The organism is Achromobacter sp., from assembly GCF_057314935.1.
In genome coordinates this window covers 1-20016 of the sequence record NZ_DBHKZA010000063.1, presented here as the reverse complement: position 1 = coordinate 20016, position 20016 = coordinate 1, and the positions used below count along the sequence as shown (strand labels likewise).

Annotated in this window: 16 protein-coding genes; 9 read left to right on the top strand and 7 right to left on the bottom strand. The window is 66.1% G+C overall.

The window, feature by feature from the left end; translation table 11 throughout:
- Positions 1–81 precede the first annotated feature (81 nt).
- Both ACO6D5_RS21400 and ccsB read left to right on the top strand, forming a co-directional pair.
- Positions 82–2160, top strand: a complete 2079-nt coding sequence (locus ACO6D5_RS21400) for a cytochrome c biogenesis ResB family protein (protein WP_315527227.1) — start codon at positions 82–84, stop codon at positions 2158–2160.
- Between the two features lie 9 nt (positions 2161–2169).
- The gene (gene ccsB, locus ACO6D5_RS21395; protein ID WP_315527229.1) at positions 2170–3537 is read left to right on the top strand and encodes a c-type cytochrome biogenesis protein CcsB; all 1368 of its coding nucleotides are present in this window, start codon (positions 2170–2172) and stop codon (positions 3535–3537) included.
- 53 nt (positions 3538–3590) lie between these two features.
- Here the strand turns inward: ccsB and lysA are convergent, their stop codons facing one another.
- Both lysA and lptM read right to left on the bottom strand, forming a co-directional pair.
- Positions 3591–4883 (bottom strand): diaminopimelate decarboxylase, encoded by a 1293-nt coding sequence (lysA, locus tag ACO6D5_RS21390; protein WP_485826462.1) that lies wholly within the window; start codon positions 4881–4883, stop codon positions 3591–3593.
- Entirely contained in the window at positions 4880–5038 is a 159-nt protein-coding gene (lptM, locus tag ACO6D5_RS21385; RefSeq protein WP_272940045.1) for an LPS translocon maturation chaperone LptM, read from the bottom strand. The genes lysA and lptM overlap by 4 nt, the downstream gene beginning before the upstream one ends.
- A 55-nt stretch (positions 5039–5093) precedes the next feature.
- Here lptM and cyaY point away from each other — a divergent pair, with 55 nt between their 5' ends.
- Positions 5094–5423, top strand: a complete 330-nt coding sequence (gene cyaY / locus ACO6D5_RS21380) for an iron donor protein CyaY (protein WP_006227433.1) — start codon at positions 5094–5096, stop codon at positions 5421–5423.
- Positions 5424–5556: 133 nt separating this feature from the next.
- On the opposite strand, the gene ACO6D5_RS21375 is transcribed toward cyaY, so the two are convergent.
- Positions 5557–8001 (bottom strand): penicillin-binding protein 1A, encoded by a 2445-nt coding sequence (locus ACO6D5_RS21375; protein ID WP_485826461.1) that lies wholly within the window; start codon positions 7999–8001, stop codon positions 5557–5559.
- Positions 8002–8115: 114 nt separating this feature from the next.
- Between ACO6D5_RS21375 and ACO6D5_RS21370 the strand changes: the two genes are divergently transcribed.
- Genes ACO6D5_RS21370 through ACO6D5_RS21360 form a run of 3 tightly spaced genes read left to right on the top strand, consistent with a single transcriptional unit; the run spans position 8116 to position 10982 of the window.
- Positions 8116–8757, top strand: a complete 642-nt coding sequence (locus ACO6D5_RS21370) for a shikimate kinase (protein WP_315135721.1) — start codon at positions 8116–8118, stop codon at positions 8755–8757.
- Complete coding sequence (gene aroB, locus ACO6D5_RS21365) at positions 8754–9830, top strand: 3-dehydroquinate synthase (protein WP_315527238.1); 1077 nt, start codon at positions 8754–8756, stop codon at positions 9828–9830. The genes ACO6D5_RS21370 and aroB overlap by 4 nt, the downstream gene beginning before the upstream one ends.
- A 24-nt stretch (positions 9831–9854) precedes the next feature.
- On the top strand, positions 9855–10982 hold the full coding sequence (locus ACO6D5_RS21360) for a deoxyguanosinetriphosphate triphosphohydrolase (RefSeq protein ID WP_485826460.1): 1128 nt from the start codon (positions 9855–9857) through the stop codon (positions 10980–10982).
- Positions 10983–10992: 10 nt separating this feature from the next.
- Here the strand turns inward: ACO6D5_RS21360 and ACO6D5_RS21355 are convergent, their stop codons facing one another.
- Together ACO6D5_RS21355 and ACO6D5_RS21350 are read right to left on the bottom strand one after the other, a co-directional pair.
- The gene (locus ACO6D5_RS21355) at positions 10993–12186 is read right to left on the bottom strand and encodes a M20 aminoacylase family protein (protein ID WP_485826464.1); all 1194 of its coding nucleotides are present in this window, start codon (positions 12184–12186) and stop codon (positions 10993–10995) included.
- Positions 12187–12218: 32 nt separating this feature from the next.
- On the bottom strand, positions 12219–13223 hold the full coding sequence (locus tag ACO6D5_RS21350; protein ID WP_485826463.1) for a tripartite tricarboxylate transporter substrate binding protein: 1005 nt from the start codon (positions 13221–13223) through the stop codon (positions 12219–12221).
- A 113-nt stretch (positions 13224–13336) separates the two neighbouring features.
- On the opposite strand from ACO6D5_RS21350, the gene ACO6D5_RS21345 reads away from it, so the two are divergent.
- Positions 13337–14239 carry a LysR family transcriptional regulator gene (locus tag ACO6D5_RS21345; protein WP_485826459.1) on the top strand — a complete coding sequence of 301 codons (903 nt, stop codon included), beginning with the start codon at positions 13337–13339 and terminating at the stop codon, positions 14237–14239.
- An 18-nt stretch (positions 14240–14257) separates the two neighbouring features.
- Here ACO6D5_RS21345 and ACO6D5_RS21340 read toward each other — a convergent pair whose 3' ends face one another.
- Complete coding sequence (locus ACO6D5_RS21340; RefSeq protein ID WP_315527245.1) at positions 14258–14920, bottom strand: glutathione S-transferase N-terminal domain-containing protein; 663 nt, start codon at positions 14918–14920, stop codon at positions 14258–14260.
- Positions 14921–14972: 52 nt separating this feature from the next.
- A complete protein-coding gene (uvrA, locus tag ACO6D5_RS21335; protein WP_315527247.1) occupies positions 14973–17831 on the bottom strand; it encodes an excinuclease ABC subunit UvrA in 2859 nt (952 codons plus the stop codon).
- A gap of 176 nt (positions 17832–18007) precedes the next feature.
- Here uvrA and ACO6D5_RS21330 point away from each other — a divergent pair, with 176 nt between their 5' ends.
- Complete coding sequence (locus tag ACO6D5_RS21330) at positions 18008–19192, top strand: MFS transporter (protein ID WP_485826458.1); 1185 nt, start codon at positions 18008–18010, stop codon at positions 19190–19192.
- Positions 19193–19494: 302 nt separating this feature from the next.
- A complete protein-coding gene (gene ssb / locus ACO6D5_RS21325; protein WP_006227444.1) occupies positions 19495–20016 on the top strand; it encodes a single-stranded DNA-binding protein in 522 nt (173 codons plus the stop codon).

The following is a 20016-nucleotide window of genomic DNA, read 5'->3' as shown; positions in this document are numbered from 1 at the left end:
GCAACTTGGGCATGACGGAACCTGTTTCCGTCGTGCGCTGTCTATGAGGGGGGTAGCCGATAGCGCGGCCCCCCTTTTTTCATGAATTCAACACGAACCCATACCCGTCCCTCTCTGCGCAGCCTGCCTCGCGACTTCTTCGAACTGCTCGGTTCGATGCGTTTCGCCGTCAGCCTGCTGATGTTCATCTGCGTGGCGAGCCTGGTCGGGACCGTGTTGCAGCAGAATCGCTCGTCGAACAACTACATCGACCAGTTCGGGCCGTTCTGGTTCGAGGTGTTCGACAAGTTCTCGATCTGGCACGTCTACAACAGCTGGTGGTTCCTGGTGATCATGGGATTCCTGGTCGTATCGACCTCGGTCTGCCTGATCCGCAACGCGCCCAAGATGCTGCGCGACGCGCGTTCGTTCCGCGAACACGTACGGGCCAGCAGCCTGCGGGGCTTTCCCCACCGCGTGGAGACCGAAGCGCCCACCGATGTGCCGCAGACCGCGGCCGGCCTGAAGTCACTGCTGGAACGCATGGGCTACGCGGTGCGGCAACGCACGGACAACGATGGCGTGATGCTGGCGGCCAAGAAAGGCAGCGCCAACCGGTTGGGCTACGTGTTCGCGCATGCGGCGATGGTCATCATCTGCATCGGCGGCCTGCTGGACAGCGAGCTGCCCGTGCGGCTGCAAGTCCTGCTGGGCGGCAAGAAACCCATCGTCGAGAACATGCTGATCTCGGAAGTGCCGGAAAGCGGCCGCCTCTCGGTCGACAACCCGAGCTTTCGCGCCAGCGTGCTGGTGCCTGAAGGCGGCCAGGCCAGCACGGCGGTCGTGATGGTGGGCGACGGCGCCCTGGTGCAGCCGATGCCCTTCACGTTGAAGCTCAAGAAGTTCGTCGTCGATTACTACTCGACCGGCATGCCCAGCCGTTTTCTCAGCGAGGTCGAAGTCACCGACCCCGACACCGGCAAGACGTTTGATTCCACCATCGAAGTCAACGAACCGCTGCGCTTCAAGGGCATGACCGTCTACCAGTCCAGTTTCGACGACGGCGGCAGCACGGTGGTGCTGAAGGGTTACCCGCTGGTAGGTTCTGGCGATGCGACGTTCGCCGTTGACGGCACGGTGGGCAAGACCGCCGAAGTAACCGCTCACACAGCAAGCGGGCCTCGCAGCATGGGCGTCGAGATCACGGCGATGCGCCCCATCAACGTGGAAGACCTGACGCGCGGCGAGCCCAAGGGCCCGGACCGCAGCTTTGCCGAGCACGTGGCGTCGGTATCGGGCAGCGCGGCGGGCAAGAAGAACGAGAACCTGCGCAACGTGGGGCCCAGCGTCGAATACAAGCTGATCGACGATGCGGGCCAGGCCCACGAATTCCAGAACTACATGCTGCCCATGGAACTGGACGGCGCCAGCGTGTTCCTGGCTGGCGTGCGCAACAACGCGTCGGAGCCGTTCCGCTATCTGCGCATTCCCGCCGACGACGACAGTTCGATTGCCGAATTCATGCGCTTGCGCGCGACGCTGGCCGACCCGGCGGCGCGCCAGGAGGCGGCCCGCCGCTTCGCCGAGCGCAACAGCCCGTCGGGCGCCGACCGCCAGCCCTTGCAGACGGCCGCCGAGCGCGCGCTGGAGACCTTCGCGACAGGGGGCCTGCAAGCCGTGGCCGCTTTCCTGCAGGCCAATACGCCCGCCGCCGACCTGGAGCGCGCGGCCGACGTGGTGATCCGGCTGATCGGCGCCAGCATGAACGAATTGCGCGCCATCGAACGCGAGCGCGCAGGCCTGCCCGCCGTGGCGGTCGAAGGGCCCGAGGGCGAGCGCGCGGCGGTATGGTCGCGCCTGGCGGTGGCTGCGCTGTCGGACCTGACGGTGTATCCGGCGCCGGTCTTCCTGTCGCTGGCGGATTTCAATCACGTGCAGGCCAGCGTGTTCCAGGTTAGCCGCACGCCGGGCAAGAATACCGTCTACCTGGGCAGCCTGTTGCTGGTCCTGGGGGTGTTCTCGATGTTCTATATTCGAGATCGCCGCGTCTGGATCTGGGTCAAGCCGCATGAGGGCGGAAGCAGCGTCATGGCGGCCATGACGTCCCAGAAGCGTACACTCGACTTCAATCAAGAGTTCGAACGCTTCAAGCAGGCGCTGCTGCGCCAGAAGAGGTCTTAAGGTTTATTTATGTCGACTACGACCACTACGCATCCCTCGTCGCCGAAAGCGCTGAACGCGTCGCCGGACCCGCTCTGGCAGGACAGCCTGTCGGAAACCGGCGATAGCCGCGCCCGGCGCGGCAAGCCCGATTGGACCGACGTCGTCTTTTTCCTGCTGCTGTCGGTAGGCGCCGCCTTCGCGCTGACCCGCCACGGCAACGCGATGGACTATTACGAGAAGATCATCCTGTGCGGCACCGTGCCCGCGCTGGCGTGGCTGGGCTGGCTGTGGCGCCCGCTGCGCCACCTGATGATCGCCTGTGCGATCGCGGCCGGGCTGGCGCTGATGCTGTATGGCAATGACCTGGCTCGCGCCGAGCAGGTGTTCTTCCTGAAGTACCTGTTCTCGTCCCAGTCCGCCATTCTGTGGATGTGCGCGCTGTTCGCGTTGGCGATGGTCTGCTACTGGATCGGCGTGTTCAGCCCGACGGCGGCATGGCTGGGCACGGCGCTGACCTGGGGCGCGGTGTTCGCCGGCGTCACGGGGCTGCTGGTGCGCTGGCGCGAAGGCCATCTGATGGGGCCCGATCTGGGCCACATCCCGGTCAGCAACCTGTACGAAGTGTTCGTGCTGTTCTCGCTGATCACCGCGCTGTTCTACCTGTACTACGAACGCAAATACGCCACGCGCGCGCTTGGCGGCTTCGTGCTGCTGGTGGTGACGTCGGCCGTGGTCTTCCTGCTGTGGTATTCGTTCACGCGAGACGCGGGGCAGATCCAGCCGCTGGTGCCGGCGTTGAAGAGCTGGTGGATGAAGCTGCACGTGCCGGCCAACTTCATCGGCTACGGCACGTTCTCGCTGGCGGCGATGGTGGGCTTTGCGTATCTGATCAAGCAGCACGGGCAGACGACATCGTGGGCAAAGCTCACGCCGCTGTTCATTCTGGGCGTGCTGTTGTGCGCTGAACCGATGGTGTTCCGCACCGACGGCCTGTCGGCGACCTGGATGCTGTACTTCGGCATCGGCGCCGTGATCGTGGGCGCCATCCTGCTGGGCCGCCGCCGCATCGCCGCCGCGTTGCCGTCGCTGGAAGTGCTGGACGACATCATGTATCGCGCCATCGCGATCGGCTTCGCGTTCTTCACGGTGGCGACGATCCTGGGCGCGTTGTGGGCCGCCGACGCCTGGGGCGCGTACTGGCAGTGGGACCCCAAGGAGACCTGGGCGCTGATCGTCTGGCTGAACTACGCGGCCTGGCTGCACATGCGCCTGATCAAGGGCCTGCGCGGCACCATGGCGGCCTACTGGGCGCTGATGGGCCTGCTGATCACGGGCTTCGCCTTCCTGGGCGTGAACATGTTCCTGTCGGGCCTGCATTCCTACGGGGAACTGTGACGGCGCGGCAGTGCCGAGAAAAAAGGCCCCTTGCGAGGGGCCTTTTTTTGCGCCTACGGCAGCGTGGATTCGCCGCGCAGCAGGTCGTCCAGCGTTTCCCGCTGGCGCACGACGTAGTAGTTGTCGCCGTCGACCATGACTTCGGCCGCGCGGGCGCGCGTGTTGTAGTTGCTGGCCATCGCCATGCTGTAGGCGCCGGCGGATTCGACGGCCAGCACGTCGCCTTGCTGGATCGCCAGGGGGCGTTGCCGAGCCAGCCAGTCGGCGCTTTCGCATACCGGGCCGACGATGTCGTAGGGGGTCTGGTCGCCCGCGCGCGGGCGCAGGGCCCGCACGCCGTGGAACGCGTCGTACAGCGCCGGGCGCAGCAGGTCGTTCATGGCGGCGTCGACGATGGCGAAGTTGCGCGCTTCGGCATGCTTCAGGTACTGGACCGTGGTGAGCAGCACCCCGGCGTTGCCGACCAGCGAGCGGCCGGGTTCCAGCACCAGATGCAGATGGCCGTGGCCGCGCGCGTTCAGGCGTTCGAAGACGCGGTCCAGCAAGGCTTTGGGCGACGGGGGCGTTTCGTCCGTGTAGCGGATGCCCAGGCCGCCGCCCAGGTCCAGATGCGCGATCCGGATGCCTTCCTGGTCGAGCGTGTCGATCAGGTCCAGCAGCTTTTCCAGCGCATCGAAATAGGGACTGATGTCGGTCAGCTGCGAGCCGATATGGCAGTCCACGCCGACGATGTCCAGCGCCGGCAAGGATTGCGCGGTGCGATAGGCTTCCAGCGCGGCATCGATGGCGATGCCGAACTTGTTTTCCTTCAGGCCGGTGGAGATATACGGGTGCGTCTGCGCGTCGACGTCGGGGTTGACGCGTAGCGACACGGGGGCGCGCAGCCCCATGTTTTCAGCCACTTCCGACAACCGGTGCAGTTCGGCCACGGATTCGACGTTGAAGCACTTCACCTGGGCGGTGAGCGCGTCGCGCATTTCCCAAGCCTGCTTGCCCACGCCCGAAAACACGATTTTCGAGGGGTCGGCGCCCGCCGCCAGCGCGCGTTTGAGTTCGCCGCCGGACACGATGTCGAAGCCCGCGCCCAGGCGCACGAATTCCTTCAGTACCGCCAGGTTGGCGTTGGCCTTCATGCCGTAGCAGACCAGCACCGGGCGTTGCCCGACGGCGCTGCGGTAGGTTTCCCAGGCGGCTTTCAGCGCGGCGCGCGAATAGACGTACAGCGGTGTGCCTAGCCCATGCGCCAGATGGTCCAGGGGCACATCCTCGGCGTACAGTACGTTATTGCGGTACTGGAAGTAGGGATGGCCGGCCAGGTCTGGCTGCACGGGATAGGCGGGCGTCATGGGATGGTCGGCGCCGGTGGAATCTGCTGCGTGGGCTGCGACGGGGTGCGCGCCGGCGGCTTGCCGTCAGGCGTCGGCATATACAAAGGCCCCTTGTACCCGCAGGCCGCAACCATGCCGGAGGCCAAGAGCGTGGCTACAATGCGAAGAGCCATGCGGCTGAATGCCAATTGGAACACTGGGAACTCCGTAATTCTTGCAGGCTCGATTATGACCGAAACCGAATTTCTTGCGTTGATCGACCAGGTGCTGGACAGCATCGAAAGCCAGGCCGATGACTGGGCGGCTTCGCTCGACGTCGACGTCGAAACCAGCCGCAGCGGTAATGTGCTGACGATGGTGTTCGAAGACAATACCCACGTCGTGGTGAACAGCCAGGCCGCCATGCAGGAGCTGTGGGTGGCCGCGCGCAGCGGCGGCTTCCACTACCGTTACGACGGCCAACACTGGAACGATACCCGAGGCGGCCCGCAATTGCCCGACGCTTTGTCCCAGATCTGCTCCGCCGCGGCGGGCGTCCCCGTGACGCTGAAGTTGTAAACCCGACCGCCCCAAAAAAATACCGGCCTATCAAGGCCGGTTTTTTTCATCGCCGGGCCGTCCCCACGATGCATCGCCCCCCTTTTGGGGGGGCCGCCAACCCGCGTAACGGGTGCGGCGTGGGGCGTTATCTTTAGAACGGGATCTTCTGCGACCAGGGGGCGGCGTTCTGCGAACCCACGCCTGGTGCAACCTTGATCTTCGTGTCTTCGTTGCTGCTGCCCAGGCCGTGCAGGAATTCGCCCAGCGTGTCGGCTTCCGCGAGCCCCAGGCGGGCGACCGCTTGTCCGGGCGGGAACTCCGAGAAGTAGAACTCGCCGTTCTCGACGATGATGCCGTCGGGGCGGGCACGCGGCTTTTCTTCCGGCACGCCCTTGAGCACGTCCTGCATGTAGTCGACCCAGATCGGCATGGCGACGCCGCCGCCGGTTTCGCGCGAGCCCAGCGACTTGGGCTGGTCGAAGCCCAGCCACGAGGTCGCGACCAGGTTCGGCGTGTAGCCCGAGAACCAGGCGTCAACGGATTCGTTCGTGGTGCCCGTCTTGCCGGCGATGTCGTTGCGCTTGAGCAGCGCCCGGGCGCGCGCCGCGGTGCCGTAGGTGGCCACGCCGCGCAGGATGTCGTCCATGATCCAGGCGGTGCGCGGGTCGATGGCGCGCGCGGCCGCGTCGCCGGCCACGACCGGCTTGGATTGCATGATGACCTTGCCATTGCTGTCGGTGACGCGGTCGATCAGGTAGGGCGTGACGCGGTAGCCGCCGTTGGCGAACACCGAGAACGCGCCGGCCAGCTGCAGGGGCGTGACCGAGCCCGCGCCCAGCGCCAGCGGCAGCACGGCCGGCTGGCGGGCCTTGTCAAAGCCGAAGCGGGTCAGGTAGTCCTGCGCGTACTGCGGGCCGATGGCCTGCAGGATGCGGATCGACACCATGTTCTTCGACTTGTACAGGCCCTGGCGCAAGGTCAGCATGGGCTCGTACTGGTTGCCGTAGTTCTTGGGGTTCCAGGCCTTGGAGCCGGTTTGCGCCGCGGTCAGTTCGAACGGCTGGTCGGAAATCTGCGTGGCGGGCGTCAGGCCGCGTTCCAGCGAGGCCGCGTAGATGAAGGGCTTGATGTTCGAGCCCGGCTGGCGCCAGGCCTGCGTCACGCGGTTGAAATTGCCGCGGTAGAAGTCGAAGCCGCCCACCATGGCGCGGATGGCGCCGTCCTGCGGCGCCAGCGCCACGAAGGCCGCCTGCACCGAAGGCAGGTTGATGATTTCCCAGTTGTCGCCGAACTTGCGGATGTAGACGACGGAGCCGCGCTTGATGCGCTGTTCGGGCTTGGCCTTGTCGTTCAACGCACGCGCCACCACGCCCAGCACCTTCTTGTCGGTGACGGTGATGATTTCGCGCGAGCTGCGCGCCAGCTTCACTTCGGTGGGGCTGGCCGACAGCACCAGCGCGGTCAGCAGGTCGCCGCTGTCGCTGAACTTGTCGAACACGCCGTCCAGGAACTCATCCAGGGCGGCCGGGTTGTTCTCGGTGCCCGGGGGCAGGTCCAGCTGCTCTTCGGGGCCGGGGTAGGGCGCGCGGCGCGTGTATTCCAGCACGCCCTCGCGCACGGCGCGGTAGGCCGCTTCCTGGTCCTTGGACTGCACGGTGGTGTAGATGTTGATGCCGCGCGAATAGACGTTGTCCTGGTACACGTTGTACAGGAGCTGGCGGGCCAGTTCGGCCACGTATTCGCCGTGGATGGAATAGCCGCCGGCCGGCGTGCCTTCCGCCGACTTCATGACGATCTGCTGCGCCATCGCCTGCTTGTATTCGGGCTCGGTCAGGTAGCCCAGCGATTGCATGCGGCCCAGCACGTAGCGCTGGCGCAGTTCGGCGCGGGGGCGGTTCGAAATCGGGTTGAAGCGCGACGGGGCCTTGGGGATGCCGGCCAGCATGGCGGCTTCGGCCGGCGTCACTTCCGACAGCGGCTTGCCCAGGTAGGTGCGCGAGGCGGCGGCGAAGCCGTAGGCGCGGTGGCCCAGGTAGATCTGGTTCATGTAGAGCTCAAGGATCTGGTCCTTGGTGAGCTCGGATTCGATCTTGAAGGTCAGCAGCAGTTCGTAGAACTTGCGCGAATAGGTCTTTTCCGACGACAGGTAGAAGTTGCGCGCCACCTGCATCGTGATCGTGCTGGCGCCTTGCGTCTTCGACATGTTGATCAGGTTGGTCAGGCCCGCCCGCGCCACGCCCATCCAGTCGATCCCGCCGTGCTGGTAGAAACGGTCGTCTTCGGCCGCCAGCACCGCGGACTTCATGACGTCCGGGATTTCATTGAAACGCAGCACGTTGCGGCGTTCTTCGCCGAATTCGCCAATCAGGACGCGGTCCGCCGTGTAGACGCGCAGCGGCACCCGCGGGCGATAGTCCGTCATGGCGTTCAGGTCCGGCAGGTTCGGCCAGGCCAGCGCCAACGCCATCCCCGCCAGCAGTACGCCGCACAGGAACAGGCCGGCACAGAAGATGCCGGCTTTCACGAAGAATCGCAGTATCGGGGAGCCGCTCTTGGCGGGCTTGTCTTTCTTGGAGGAATTCTGGGGCTTGCTCATCGCGGCGATTTTACGGGTATCTCCGGTCCCGGCTTAGCGCAGGGGATCGGTTTCTGTAACAAGATAGTTCAATGTGGTGCGCGGGCAACTGGCGGCAGATGTGATAATGCCGTCATGAACTTTTCCGCCAACTCATGTCCGGAGGCTGATCCGGACCCAGCGCCCTCCGACGAGGGGACTGAAAACCTGCCTTGCGCCTTGGAGTGCACAGGCAAGACCGTGTCGTTGCCGCACGACCTGCCCGTCTTCCTGGTCGGGATGATGGGAGCGGGCAAGACGACCATCGGCCGGAGCCTGGCGCGTGCGTTGGGACGCGAGTTTATGGATCTGGATCATGAGCTCGAGGCGCGTTGCGGCGTGCGGGTGCCGGTAATCTTCGAAATCGAGGGCGAAACCGGTTTTCGTCGCCGAGAGTCCGCCGCCTTGGAAGAGTGTACCCAACGGCGCAACATTATTCTTGCCACCGGCGGGGGCGCGATCCTTGCGGCCGAAAACCGCCAGCGGCTGCATGAACGCGGGATCGTCGTCTATTTGAGGGCCAGCGTGGACGAATTGTTCCGCAGGACCTGCCGCGACCGCAACCGCCCCTTGCTGGCCACCGCCGACCCCCGCGGCACCCTGCGGGACCTGATGACCCTGCGCGAACCCCTCTACAAGGAAGTCGCCGATCTGGTGGTGGAAACGGGCTCCACGCCCATCCACACCCTGGTCAAGGCGCTGCTGCCGCAATTACAAGCCTTTGAGAAGCGTATATGAACGTTGTTGACGTCGACACCCCGGGCGGAAGCTATCCGATCCATATCGGTCCCGGCCGCATCGATGCCCTGGACCAATGCATCCCCGCCGACGCCACCGCGATCGCGGTCGTCACCAACCCCACGGTGGCGGCGCTGTACGGCGAGCGCGCCGAGGCGGCGCTGGCCCGCAGCGGCAAGCGCGTGCTGCGCATCGAACTGCCCGACGGCGAGGCCTACAAGGACTGGCAATCGCTGAACTTGATCTTCGACGCCTTGCTGACCCATCGCCTGGACCGCCGCTGCGTGCTGGTGGCGCTGGGCGGCGGCGTGATCGGCGACATGACGGGGTTCGCGGCCGCGGTGTACATGCGCGGCGTGCGCTTCCTGCAGGTGCCTACGACACTACTGGCCCAGGTGGACTCGTCGGTGGGCGGCAAGACGGCCGTCAACCATCCGCTGGGCAAGAACATGATCGGCGCGTTCTACCAGCCGGTGGCGGTGGAAATCGACACGGACGTGCTCAATACCTTGCCGGCGCGCGAAGTGTCCGCCGGCCTGGCCGAAGTGATCAAATACGGCCTGATCCTGGATCCGGCCTTCTGGGCCTGGTGCGAGGATAACGTCCAGGCGTTGCGCGACCTGGAACCGGAGGCCATCGCCTACGCCATCCGCCGTTCGTGCGAACTGAAGGCGCAGGTAGTGGGCAAGGACGAACGCGAGTCCGGCCTGCGCGCCATCCTGAACCTGGGCCACACCTTTGGCCACGCGATCGAATCCGGCCTGGGCTATGGCGCCTGGCTGCATGGCGAGGCCGTGGGCTGCGGCATGGTGCAGGCGGCCGAATTGTCGGCGGACGTGGCCGGTTTCGACCGCGCCGACGTCGAGCGCGTGCGTGCGCTGGTGGCGGCTATCGGCTGCCCGGTGGTGGCGCCCGACCTGGGGGCGGACCGCTGGCTGGACCTGATGCAGGTGGACAAGAAAACCGAGGGCGGTTCGATCCGCTACGTGCTCATGCCGCGCATCGGCGAAGCCTTCATGCAGGCCGCCCCGGACGACGCGGTGCGCGCCGTCCTGGCCCGCACCACCCAATAACCGAGACCGGAGACGGTGTTGCAGATGAAAGAACTGGCTTCCTACGCATCCGACCCGTCTCAATCGCGCGGCCGGACCTATGCCGAGCCGCCGCCGGAAAATCGGACCGAGTTTCAGCGGGACCGTGACCGCATCGTGCATTCGGGCGCCTTCCGGCGCCTGGAGTACAAGACGCAGGTCTTCGTGAACCACGAAGGCGACCTGTTCCGCACCCGCCTGACCCACAGCCTGGAAGTGGCGCAGATCGGGCGCACGCTGGCCCGCAGCCTGGGGCTGTCCGAAGACCTGACCGAAGCCATTTCGCTGGCGCACGACCTGGGCCACACGCCGTTCGGCCACGCGGGCCAGGACGAGCTGAACGCCTGCATGCGCGAACTGGCGCCGGAGGCCGGCGGCTTCGAGCACAACTTGCAGAGCTTGCGCGTGGTCGACGAGCTTGAGGAACGCTATGCGGACTTCAACGGCTTGAACCTGTGCTTCGAAACGCGGGAAGGCATTCTGAAGCATTGCTCGGCCGCGCACGCGAGGCAGCTGGGCGACGTGGGCGAACGCTTCCTGAACCGCACGCAGCCGTCTTTGGAAGCGCAGCTGGCCAACCTGGCCGACGAGGTGGCCTACAACAACCACGATATCGACGACGGCTTGCGCTCGGGCCTGATCACCGTGGAACAGCTGCAAGAAGTCTCGATCTTCGAGCGCCACCACGCCTACGTGCTGGAGCGCTATCCGGGGCTGGCCTCGCGCCGCGCCGTGGCGGAAACCATCCGCCGCATGATCAACACGCTGATCGTGGACCTGACGCAGACCTCGCTTGCGCGTATCCGCGATGCGGCGCCGGCCAGCGCCGACGATGTGCGCCGCGCGCCGCCGCTGGCGGGCTTTTCGGACGATATCCGCCGCGAGGCCGATGCGCTGAAGAAATTCCTGTTCGACAACCTGTATCGGCACTACCAGGTGCTGCGCATGACCACGAAAGCGCGCCGCATCGTGCGCGAATTGTTCGCGGCCTTTCTGGAAGACCCGCGCCTGTTGCCGCCGGACTATCGCCGCCCGGCGTTCAATGAGCAGGCCCGCGCGATCGCCGACTACATCGCTGGCATGACCGACCGCTACGCCATCCGCGAACACAAGCGTCTGTTCGAGATGGCGTAAGGCGGCCGCGTCAGCGCGTCAGGTAGCGCTGGGTCAGCAGCACCCAATACGCCGCGCCCACGGGCAGGCTGTGGTCGTTGAAGTCATAGCCCGGGTTGTGGACCATGCAGGCGCCGTGTCCACTGTTGAAGCCGTCCGCCGACCCGTCGCCGTTACCCACAAGCAGGTAGGACCCGGGCACGTCTTCCAGCATGAAGGCGAAGTCTTCGCTGCCGGTCAGCGGCCGGGTCTGCGGATCCACCTTGTCGGCCCCCACAAGCTCCACGGCCACTTGCCGCGCGAAATCCGTTTCCGCCGGCGTGTTCACCAGGACGGGATAGCCGCGGCCGTAGTCGATCGTGGCCTTCACTTGATAGCTGGCCGCCTGATGGTGGACAAGCTCGGTGATGCGCGCCTGAAGCGTGTCGCGCACGCCGCGGTCCAGCGCGCGGACGCTGAGCTTGAGCGTCGCGGTCTGGGGAATGACGTTGTTGGCGCGGCCGGCATTGAACGCGCCGACGGTGATCACCGCCATGTGCAGCGGATCGATATTGCGGGCGACGATGCTCTGCAGCCCCATCACGATGGCGGCGCCCGCCACGACGGGGTCGGCGGCGCGTTGCGGCACGGCGCCGTGCCCGCCCACGCCTTCCAGCACGATGGTCACGTTGTCGGAAGAGGCCATCGTCGGGCCGTCGCGCAGCAGCAGGTGGCCTTGCGGGTGGCCCGGCATATTGTGCATGGCGAAGATGGCGTCGCAGGGATACTTCGTGAACAGCCCGTCGTCCATCATGCGCTTGGCGCCGCCCAGGCCTTCTTCGGCGGGCTGGAAGATCAGGTTGAGCGTGCCGTCGAACTCGCCGTGCCGGGCCAGGTGGTGCGCCGCCGCCAGCAGCATGGCCGTGTGACCGTCATGGCCGCACGCATGCATGACGCCTTCGTTGCGGCTGGCGTGGTCCAGGCCCGTGGCCTCCTGAATGGGCAAGGCGTCCATATCGGCGCGCAATCCCAGGCGCTTGTTGCCGTCGCCGCGGCGCAGCTGCCCGACCACGCCGGTGCCGCCCAGCCCGCGCGCCACCTCATAGCCCCATTGCGTCAGGCATTGCGCCACCAGGTCGCTGGTGCGGAATTCCTGGAAGCCAAGTTCGGGATGGCGGTGGATGTCCCGCCGGATCGAAACGAATTCGTCGGCCTGGGCGGTCAGGGTCTGCAGGATCGGATGCATGTCGGCGTGTTCCTTGTGTGGGGTGGCGGTGGTCATGGCTTTGCCGCGCCGTCTACGCGGTTGGCGATCTCTCGGAAGCGGCCGGTTTCGGCGCGGTACATCGCTTCTGCCGCATCCGCGCCCATCGGATCAGAGACCAGGATGTTCTGAAATTCCAGCCCGCGCTTGACGGCCGGGTCCTGCATGGCGTCGTTGAGCGCGGCATGCAGCCGCAGGACCACGTCTTCCGGGGTGTCGCGTTTGACGAAATAGCCGGTCCAGGTGGTGAAGTTGAAACCCTTCAACCGTTGGCCCTCGTTGACCGAGGGGACGGCTGTCAGGGACGGGAGTTGGCTGCGCTGCGCATCGAGCGTGGCGACCAGCTTGATGCGGCCCTGTTCGGCCAAGGCCATCTGCTGCTGCGACAGCGGCAGGATGGCCAGATCGACCTGGCCGCCGCCGATGTCCTGCATGAGCGGTGCGCCGCCCTTATAGGGCACGTGGACCATGTTGGCGCCGATGGTATGGGCCAGGTGTTCGCCCAGCACATGGTAGAGGGAGCCCACGCCCACGCTGCCGAAGGTGAGCGGCTGCGACGCCGAGCGCGAACGCGCCAGCGCGACCAGTTCATCGGCGCTGTCGGCAGGCAGGTCGCTGCGCGCCACGATCACCAGCGGCGCGGTGCCGATCATCTGCACCAGCCGGAAGTCCTCGCTCTTGAGTTTGACCGCGGGGTTGGCGATGGGCGACAGGATCAGTTCATTGGGCGAGCCCTGGAACAGGTAGTAGCCATCAGACTTGGCCCCCAGCACTTTTTGCGCGCCCAACGCGCCGCTGACGCCGCCCAGGTTTTCGACCAGCACGGGCTGGCCCAGCGTCTTGGACACGGGAGGGGCCACCAGACGGGCAATGGCGTCGGAAGTGCCGCCGGCCGGGTAGGGCACCATCATCATGACGGGCCGGCTGGGATAGTCGGCGGCCTGGGCGCCCGGCGCCCACAGCAACGCCGCGCCCGTCGCCAGCGCACAGGCCGCAAGGTGCAGGCGTTTGGAAAGCATGCTCACGAGATTCCCCTTGTGATGTGGTTGTGATCCGCATGCTAGGGACAGCCCTCGCTAGTTGTCTAACGAATTGTTATTCTGGAAGCTAGAAAAAAAACTCATAGTGGGACATGAATCTGAAGCAGCTTGAACATCTGTTGGCCGTCGCCGAAGCGGGCTCGTTCAGCCGCGCGGCCGAACGCCTGCATCTGACGCAGTCGGCGTTGAGCCGCAGCGTCCGGCTGCTGGAGGAAGACCTGGGCGCGCTGCTGCTGGACCGCATGGGAAAGCGCACCGAATTGACGCCGTTGGGCCTGACCGTGGCCGACCGCGCCCGGCGCATCCTGTTCGAATCGGCCGAGTTGCGCCGCAGCGCCGAATTGCTGAGCCACGGGGACCAGGGGGCAATCAACATCGGCCTGGGCTCGGGGCCCGGCGCGATGCTGATGACGCCCTTGCTGACGCACGTTGCCCAGCGCTATCCGCAGTTGCATCTGGAGCTGATGCGCGGGCCGCTGGAGGCGCATCTGGCGCTGTTGCGCGAGCGGCGCCTGGATGCGCTGGTGGTCGATACCCGCGGCATCGCGCCATCGGCCGATCTGCGCATCGAACCCGTGTCGCAGATGCGCGCGGGCTTCATTTGCCGCCTTGGCCATCCCCTGGCCCGCCAAGCGCGCCCGCCGCGATTCGCGGACATCGCGGCTTATCCCCTGGCGTCCACCTTTCTGGCGGCCGACACCGAACGCATCCTGATCGAGCATTTCGGCCTTGAACCGAATCCCCGCACGTCGGTGCGCCTGCGTTGCGACGAGATCGGCAGCCTGCTTGACGCGGTGCGCGTGTCCGACGCGGTGTTCCTGGGCATTGTGGGCGCAGCCCGTGCCGGCATCGCCGCCGGCGAGCTGATGGAGTTGCCTAGCGATCCGCCACTGCGCAGCCACGCGCTATTCGCACTGGTGACTTTGACAGGACGGACCGAAGCGCCCGCGATGGCGCTGCTGCGCGAATTCATGGCGCAGCGGCTGCACGATTGAACGGACCGGCGGCGCTCTTCAGCGATGCTTGCGGTAGGGCTCGTCTTCGGGAACGAAGGTGGCCTCGGCGCGCGCGTCACGCATCCATTCCTGCATGGCGGGCAGCGCCAGCACCGCGTCCATGTAGTCGCGCACCGGGCCGGAGGCGGCAATGCCATAGGTGGTGAAGCGCGACACCACGGGCGCGAAGAAGGCGTCCGCAATCGAAAAGGCCCCGAACAGGAACGGGCCGCCCTGGCCGAATTCGGCGCGCGTGTCGCGCCAGATGGCGTGCAGGCGCGAGATGTCCTGCCGGGCCGCTTCGGGCAGGTCGATGCCGGGCAGATGCGCTTCGATGTTCATCGGCATGGCCTGGCGCATCGCGGAAAAGCCGCTGTGCATCTGCGCGGCCAGCGAACGGGCGCGGGCGCGCGCCTTCGCGTCTTGCGGCCAGAGGTTCGCTTCAGGGCGTTGTTCGGCCACGTACTCGCAGATGGCCAGGGAATCCCAGACGGCGAAGTCCCCGTCAAGCAGCACGGGCACCAGCCCTGCGGGCGACACCGCGCCCACCTGGCGCGTGAACGCTTCCGTGAAAAACCCGAGCTTTTGCTCGGTAAAGGCCACGCCCGTGGCGCGCAGGGCGATCCAGGGGCGCAAGGACCACGAGGAGTAGTTCTTGTTGGCGATGATCAGGGTGTACATGCCGCTTTTCCTTCCGCAGGGGTTGCCAGGTTGTCCGCTACAACGTGCTGGTTCATCGTCCGGCATTGCGGCGCAGCAGCTTGCCCAGGTACTGCCCGGTATGGCTGGCCTGGGTGGCCGCGACATCTTCCGGCGTGCCTTGCGCCACCACGTAGCCGCCGCCATCGCCGCCTTCCGGACCCATGTCGATCAGCCAATCGGCCGTCTTGATGACGTCCAGGTTGTGTTCGATGATGAGGACGGTGTTGCCGCTGTCGACCAGCTGGTTCAGCACCTGCAACAGTAGCTCGATATCGCGGAAATGCAAGCCGGTCGTGGGCTCGTCCAGGATGTACAGCGTGCGGCCGGTGCTGCGGCGCGACAGTTCTTGAGACAGCTTCACGCGTTGCGCTTCGCCGCCTGACAGCGTGGTCGCGCTTTGGCCCAGACGAATATAGGACAGACCGACATCGATCAAGGTGTGCAGCTTGCGGGAAATCGCTGGCACGGACTCGAAATACTCCAGCGCCTGCTCAACCGTCAGGTCCAGCACTTCGCTGATATTGCGGCCGCGGTAGCGGATTTCCAGCGTTTCGCGGTTGTAGCGCTTGCCGTGGCAGACGTCGCACGGCACGTACATGTCGGGCAGGAAGTGCATTTCGACCTTGACCACGCCATCGCCCTGGCACGCCTCGCAACGGCCGCCCTTGACGTTGAAGCTGAAGCGGCCGGGGTCGTAGCCGCGCGTGCGCGCTTCCGGCACGCCGGCGAAGAGCTCGCGGATGGGCGTGAACAGGCCGGTATAGGTGGCGGGGTTGCTGCGCGGCGTGCGGCCGATGGGGCTTTGGTCCACGCTGATGATCTTGTCGAAGTTCTCCAGCCCCTGCATGGACACGTAGGGGGCGGGTTCGCTTTGCGCATGGTGCAGCTGGCGCGACACCGCGACCGCAAGGGTGTCGTTGATGAGCGTGGACTTGCCGGATCCCGACACGCCCGTCACGCACACCAGCCGGCCCGCCGGAAGGCGCAGTTCCACGTCCTTCAGGTTGTTGCCGCTGGCGCCCGTCAGGGTGAGCCAGGGGAGCTCGTCGTTGACCGGGCGGCGCGGAGGAATCGCGATTTCGCGCGCGCCGCTCAGGTACTGGCCCGTCAACGAATTCGGGTCGCGCTGCACGGTGTCGGGATCGCCTTGCGATACGACTTCGCCACCGTGCTCGCCCGCGCCCGGTCCCATGTCCACGACCCAATCGGCCATGCGGATCATGTCTTCGTCGTGCTCGACGACGATGACGCTGTTGCCGAGGTCGCGCAGGTGCTGCAAGGTGCCGATCAGGCGGTCGTTGTCGCGCTGGTGCAGGCCGATGGAGGGTTCGTCCAGCACATACATCACGCCGGTCAGGCCCGAGCCGATCTGGCTGGCCAGCCGGATGCGCTGCGCCTCGCCGCCCGAGATCGTGTCGGCGCTGCGGTCCAGCGACAGGTAGTTCAGGCCGACGTTGTTCAGGAAGCTGAGCCGCGCTTCGATTTCGCGCACGATGCGTTGCGCGATCTCTTGCTTGGCGCCCGTCAGGTTCAGGTCACGGAACCAGGCCAGGCAGCTGGATAGCGGCATGGCCTCGACTTCGTAGATGGCCTGGCCGTGGCGTTCGCCGCCGCGCGGGTCGTGGCCGATCAGCACGTTGCGCGCCTCGGGGCGCAGGCGCGAGCCTGCGCAGTCCGGGCAGGTCTTGATATTGCGGTATTTGCCGAGCTCTTCGCGCACCGTCGCCGAATCCGTCTCGCGCCAGCGGCGCTCCAGGTTCGGGATGACGCCTTCGAACGTATGGCGCTTGACGGTGCTGCGGCCCTTCTCGTTCAGGTACAGGAACGAGATCTCTTCTTCGCCCGAGCCGTAGAGCACCTTGTCGCGCAGCGCTTCGGGCAGGTCTTCGAAGGGGGCTTCGATGTCGAATTCGTAATGCGCCGCCAGGCTCGTCAAGAGCGAATGCGTGAACGCGTTGCGGCGGTCCCAGCCGCGGATCGCGCCGGCGGCCAGGCTGAGCTCGGGGAAGGCGACGACGCGCTTGGGGTCGAAGAAGCCCACCTGGCCGATGCCGTCGCAGCTGGGGCAGGCGCCCATCGGGTTGTTGAAGCTGAAGAGCCGCGGCTCCAGTTCGGGCAGGCTGTGGCTACACACCGGGCAGGCGTAGCGGCTGGAGAAGACCTGCTCGCGTTCGCTGTCCATGTCCAGCGCGAGCGCCCGGCCGTCGGCCAGTTGCAGGGCGGTTTCGAAGCTTTCCGCCAGGCGCTGCTTGCTTTCGGGCTTGATGCGCAGCCGGTCGATCACAACGTCGATATCGTGCTTTTCGGTCTTTTTCAACGGCGCCATGCCGTCGATTTCCACCAGTTGCCCGTCGACGCGCAGGCGCACGTAGCCCTGCGCCTGCAGGCTGGCGCATTCGTCTTCGAAGCTGCCTTTCTTGCCGCGTGCGATGGGCGCCAGCACGGCCAGCCGCGTCTCGGGCGTCCAGCCCAGCACCGCGTCGACCATCTGGCTGACGCTTTGTGCTTGCAGCGGCAGGCCGTGGTCCGGGCAGTAGGGCGTGCCCACGCGCGCATACAGCAGGCGCAGATAGTCGTGGATCTCGGTGATGGTGCCGACGGTGGAGCGCGGGTTGTGCCCCGCGGCCTTCTGCTCGATCGAAATGGCCGGGGAAAGGCCTTCGATCAAGTCCACGTCCGGCTTGTCCATCAGCTGGAGGAATTGGCGGGCATACGCGGACAGGCTTTCCACGTAACGTCGTTGGCCCTCCGCGTACAGCGTATCGAACGCCAGCGAAGACTTGCCCGAACCGGACAAGCCGGTAACGACCACCAGTTTGTGGCGCGGCAGGTCCAGCGAGACGTTCTTGAGGTTGTGGGTGCGTGCACCCCGAATGCGTATCGCGTCCATCGGGCTCTTTTAAGCGGTTTCAAAGGCCAACTTGGTACTATAGCGCGCCGAATCCCCCCGCGTTCAGGGTAGTCCGCCAAGTTGGACTGAACCGGAGCCGGCGCGGCACCGCTAGATCAGACCGTGAGCGTGTGACATCCACGCGCGCCCGCCCTTGTCATTGTTGAAATTTCCGCATGCCGGCAGATACCAGACTGAAATTGACCCCTTCCGAGCGCCGCGCCAGCATTGCGCTGGCCGGCCTGTTCGCCGCGCGGATGCTGGGGCTGTTCCTGTTGCTGCCGGTTTTCGCCGTGGCGGCCGCCGGCCTGCCGGGCGGCAACGACCCGGCCCGCGTCGGCCTGGCGCTGGGCATGTACGGGCTGACCCAGGCATTCATGCAGATCCCCTTCGGGCTGGCTTCCGACCGCTGGGGCCGCCGCCCGGTCGTGTTGTTCGGCCTGCTGCTGTTCGTGGTGGGCAGCGTCGTCTGTGCCCAGGCGACGGACGTCTACTGGATCACCATCGGGCGCGCCATCCAGGGCGCGGGCGCCATTTCCGCCGCCGTCACCGCCTGGCTGGCGGATGCCACCCGCGACGAGGTGCGTACGCGCGCCATGGCCATGGTGGGCGGGTCGATCGGCCTGTCGTTCGCGGTGTCGCTCGTCCTGTCGCCTGTGCTGGTGGGCTGGTGGGGGCTGTCCGGCCTGTTCTGGACCATCGCCTGTCTGGGCGTCATCTGCCTGGGCGTGGCGCGCTTTGTGGTGCCGGTGGTGCCGCGCACGCAGGCCCGCAGCATGCAGGCCGCCCGCCCGCGGGAAGTCCTGACCCACCGTGACCTGCTGCGCCTGAATTTCGGCGTGTTCGTGCTGCATCTGATCCAGGTGTCGCTGTTTGTCGTGGTGCCCGCCTTGCTGGCCAAAGTGGGCGGCCTGGACGCCCGCGAGCTCTGGAAAGTCTATTTGCCCGTCATCCTGGTGTCGTTCGTGCTGATGGTGCCGGTCGTGTTCATCGCTGAGAAGCGCCGCGCCCATCGGGGCGCCTTGCGTGCCGCCGTGGCGGGGCTGGTGGTGGTGTGCGCCTTGCTGCCTGCGGCCAGCCACGGGTTCTACACGCTGGCCATCGCGCTGACGGGCTTTTTCGTGGCATTTAATGTGCTGGAAGCCTTGCAGCCGTCGCTGGTGTCGCGCGTGGCCCCGCAGGCGTACAAGGGCCTGGCGCTGGGCTTCTACAACACGGCCCAGGCGGCCGGGCTGTTTGCGGGCGGCGCACTGGGCGGGTGGCTGGCGTCGCATTCCGGCGCAAGCGCTGTTTTTATCGGTGCCGCCGTCCTGTCGGCGATCTGGCTGGCCGTGACCTGGGCGCTTCGGCCCCTGGCGTAAACCCGCGCAGGGGATGCGTCCCCGACTGCGCGGAAAAGTCGCCGATTGTGTCGCGTACGGGCGCCAACTGCCCTGAATTCGTTTTCCGGGCTGGACGGATTTGTCACGAATCGCGTTTGGCGCGGCAGGCCCTTTTCGTCGATAATACGTACCAAACTAGGGCTTCACCCGGCGTCGCCGGTCATCGTTGCGGTGACCGGCGTGTTTCATGAAGCCGGTCTTCAACATCGCTTTTTATGTTGTTGCCGGCGCGCTCGCGGCAACGCACAGGCGCAGGCTGTCAACAACAGAGGGACATCGGCATGGCATCGGTTAACAAAGTCATTCTCGTGGGCAATCTGGGGCGCGACCCGGAAGTCCGCTACAGCCCGGACGGGGCGGCAATCTGCAACATGTCGATTGCCACCACCTCGTCCTGGAAGGACAAGGCCAGCGGCGAAAAGCGCGAAGAAACCGAATGGCACCGCGTCGTCATGTACAACCGCCTGGCTGAAATCGCCGGCGAATACCTGAAGAAGGGCCGCTCGGTCTACATCGAAGGCCGCCTGAAGACGCGCAAGTGGCAAGACAAGGACACCGGCGCTGACCGTTACAGCACCGAAGTCGTTGCCGACCAGATGCAAATGCTGGGCGGCCGCGAAGACGGCGGTGGCGGTGGCGCCAGCTACGGTGGTGGCGGCGGCTACGACGACGCCCCGTCGCGTCCGCAGCAGCAGCGCGCCCCGGCGCAACGCCCGGCGCCCCAACAGCGCCCGGCCCCCGCAGCGGCTCCGGCCAGCAGCGGCGCCAACCTGGCGGACATGGACGACGATATTCCGTTCTAA

Coding starts and splice junctions, on each gene's coding strand:
- uvrA (WP_315527247.1), bottom strand. CDS start 17,831: ATGGACGCGATACGCATTCGGGGTGCACGCACCCACAACCTCAAGAAC.
- ACO6D5_RS21360 (WP_485826460.1), top strand. CDS start 9,855: ATGAAAGAACTGGCTTCCTACGCATCCGACCCGTCTCAATCGCGCGGC.
- ACO6D5_RS21400 (WP_315527227.1), top strand. CDS start 82: ATGAATTCAACACGAACCCATACCCGTCCCTCTCTGCGCAGCCTGCCT.
- ACO6D5_RS21370 (WP_315135721.1), top strand. CDS start 8,116: ATGAACTTTTCCGCCAACTCATGTCCGGAGGCTGATCCGGACCCAGCG.
- ssb (WP_006227444.1), top strand. CDS start 19,495: ATGGCATCGGTTAACAAAGTCATTCTCGTGGGCAATCTGGGGCGCGAC.
- ACO6D5_RS21375 (WP_485826461.1), bottom strand. CDS start 8,001: ATGAGCAAGCCCCAGAATTCCTCCAAGAAAGACAAGCCCGCCAAGAGC.
- cyaY (WP_006227433.1), top strand. CDS start 5,094: ATGACCGAAACCGAATTTCTTGCGTTGATCGACCAGGTGCTGGACAGC.
- lysA (WP_485826462.1), bottom strand. CDS start 4,883: ATGACGCCCGCCTATCCCGTGCAGCCAGACCTGGCCGGCCATCCCTAC.
- ACO6D5_RS21350 (WP_485826463.1), bottom strand. CDS start 13,223: ATGCTTTCCAAACGCCTGCACCTTGCGGCCTGTGCGCTGGCGACGGGC.
- aroB (WP_315527238.1), top strand. CDS start 8,754: ATGAACGTTGTTGACGTCGACACCCCGGGCGGAAGCTATCCGATCCAT.
- ACO6D5_RS21355 (WP_485826464.1), bottom strand. CDS start 12,186: ATGCATCCGATCCTGCAGACCCTGACCGCCCAGGCCGACGAATTCGTT.
- ACO6D5_RS21345 (WP_485826459.1), top strand. CDS start 13,337: ATGAATCTGAAGCAGCTTGAACATCTGTTGGCCGTCGCCGAAGCGGGC.
- ccsB (WP_315527229.1), top strand. CDS start 2,170: ATGTCGACTACGACCACTACGCATCCCTCGTCGCCGAAAGCGCTGAAC.
- lptM (WP_272940045.1), bottom strand. CDS start 5,038: ATGGCTCTTCGCATTGTAGCCACGCTCTTGGCCTCCGGCATGGTTGCG.
- ACO6D5_RS21340 (WP_315527245.1), bottom strand. CDS start 14,920: ATGTACACCCTGATCATCGCCAACAAGAACTACTCCTCGTGGTCCTTG.
- ACO6D5_RS21330 (WP_485826458.1), top strand. CDS start 18,008: ATGCCGGCAGATACCAGACTGAAATTGACCCCTTCCGAGCGCCGCGCC.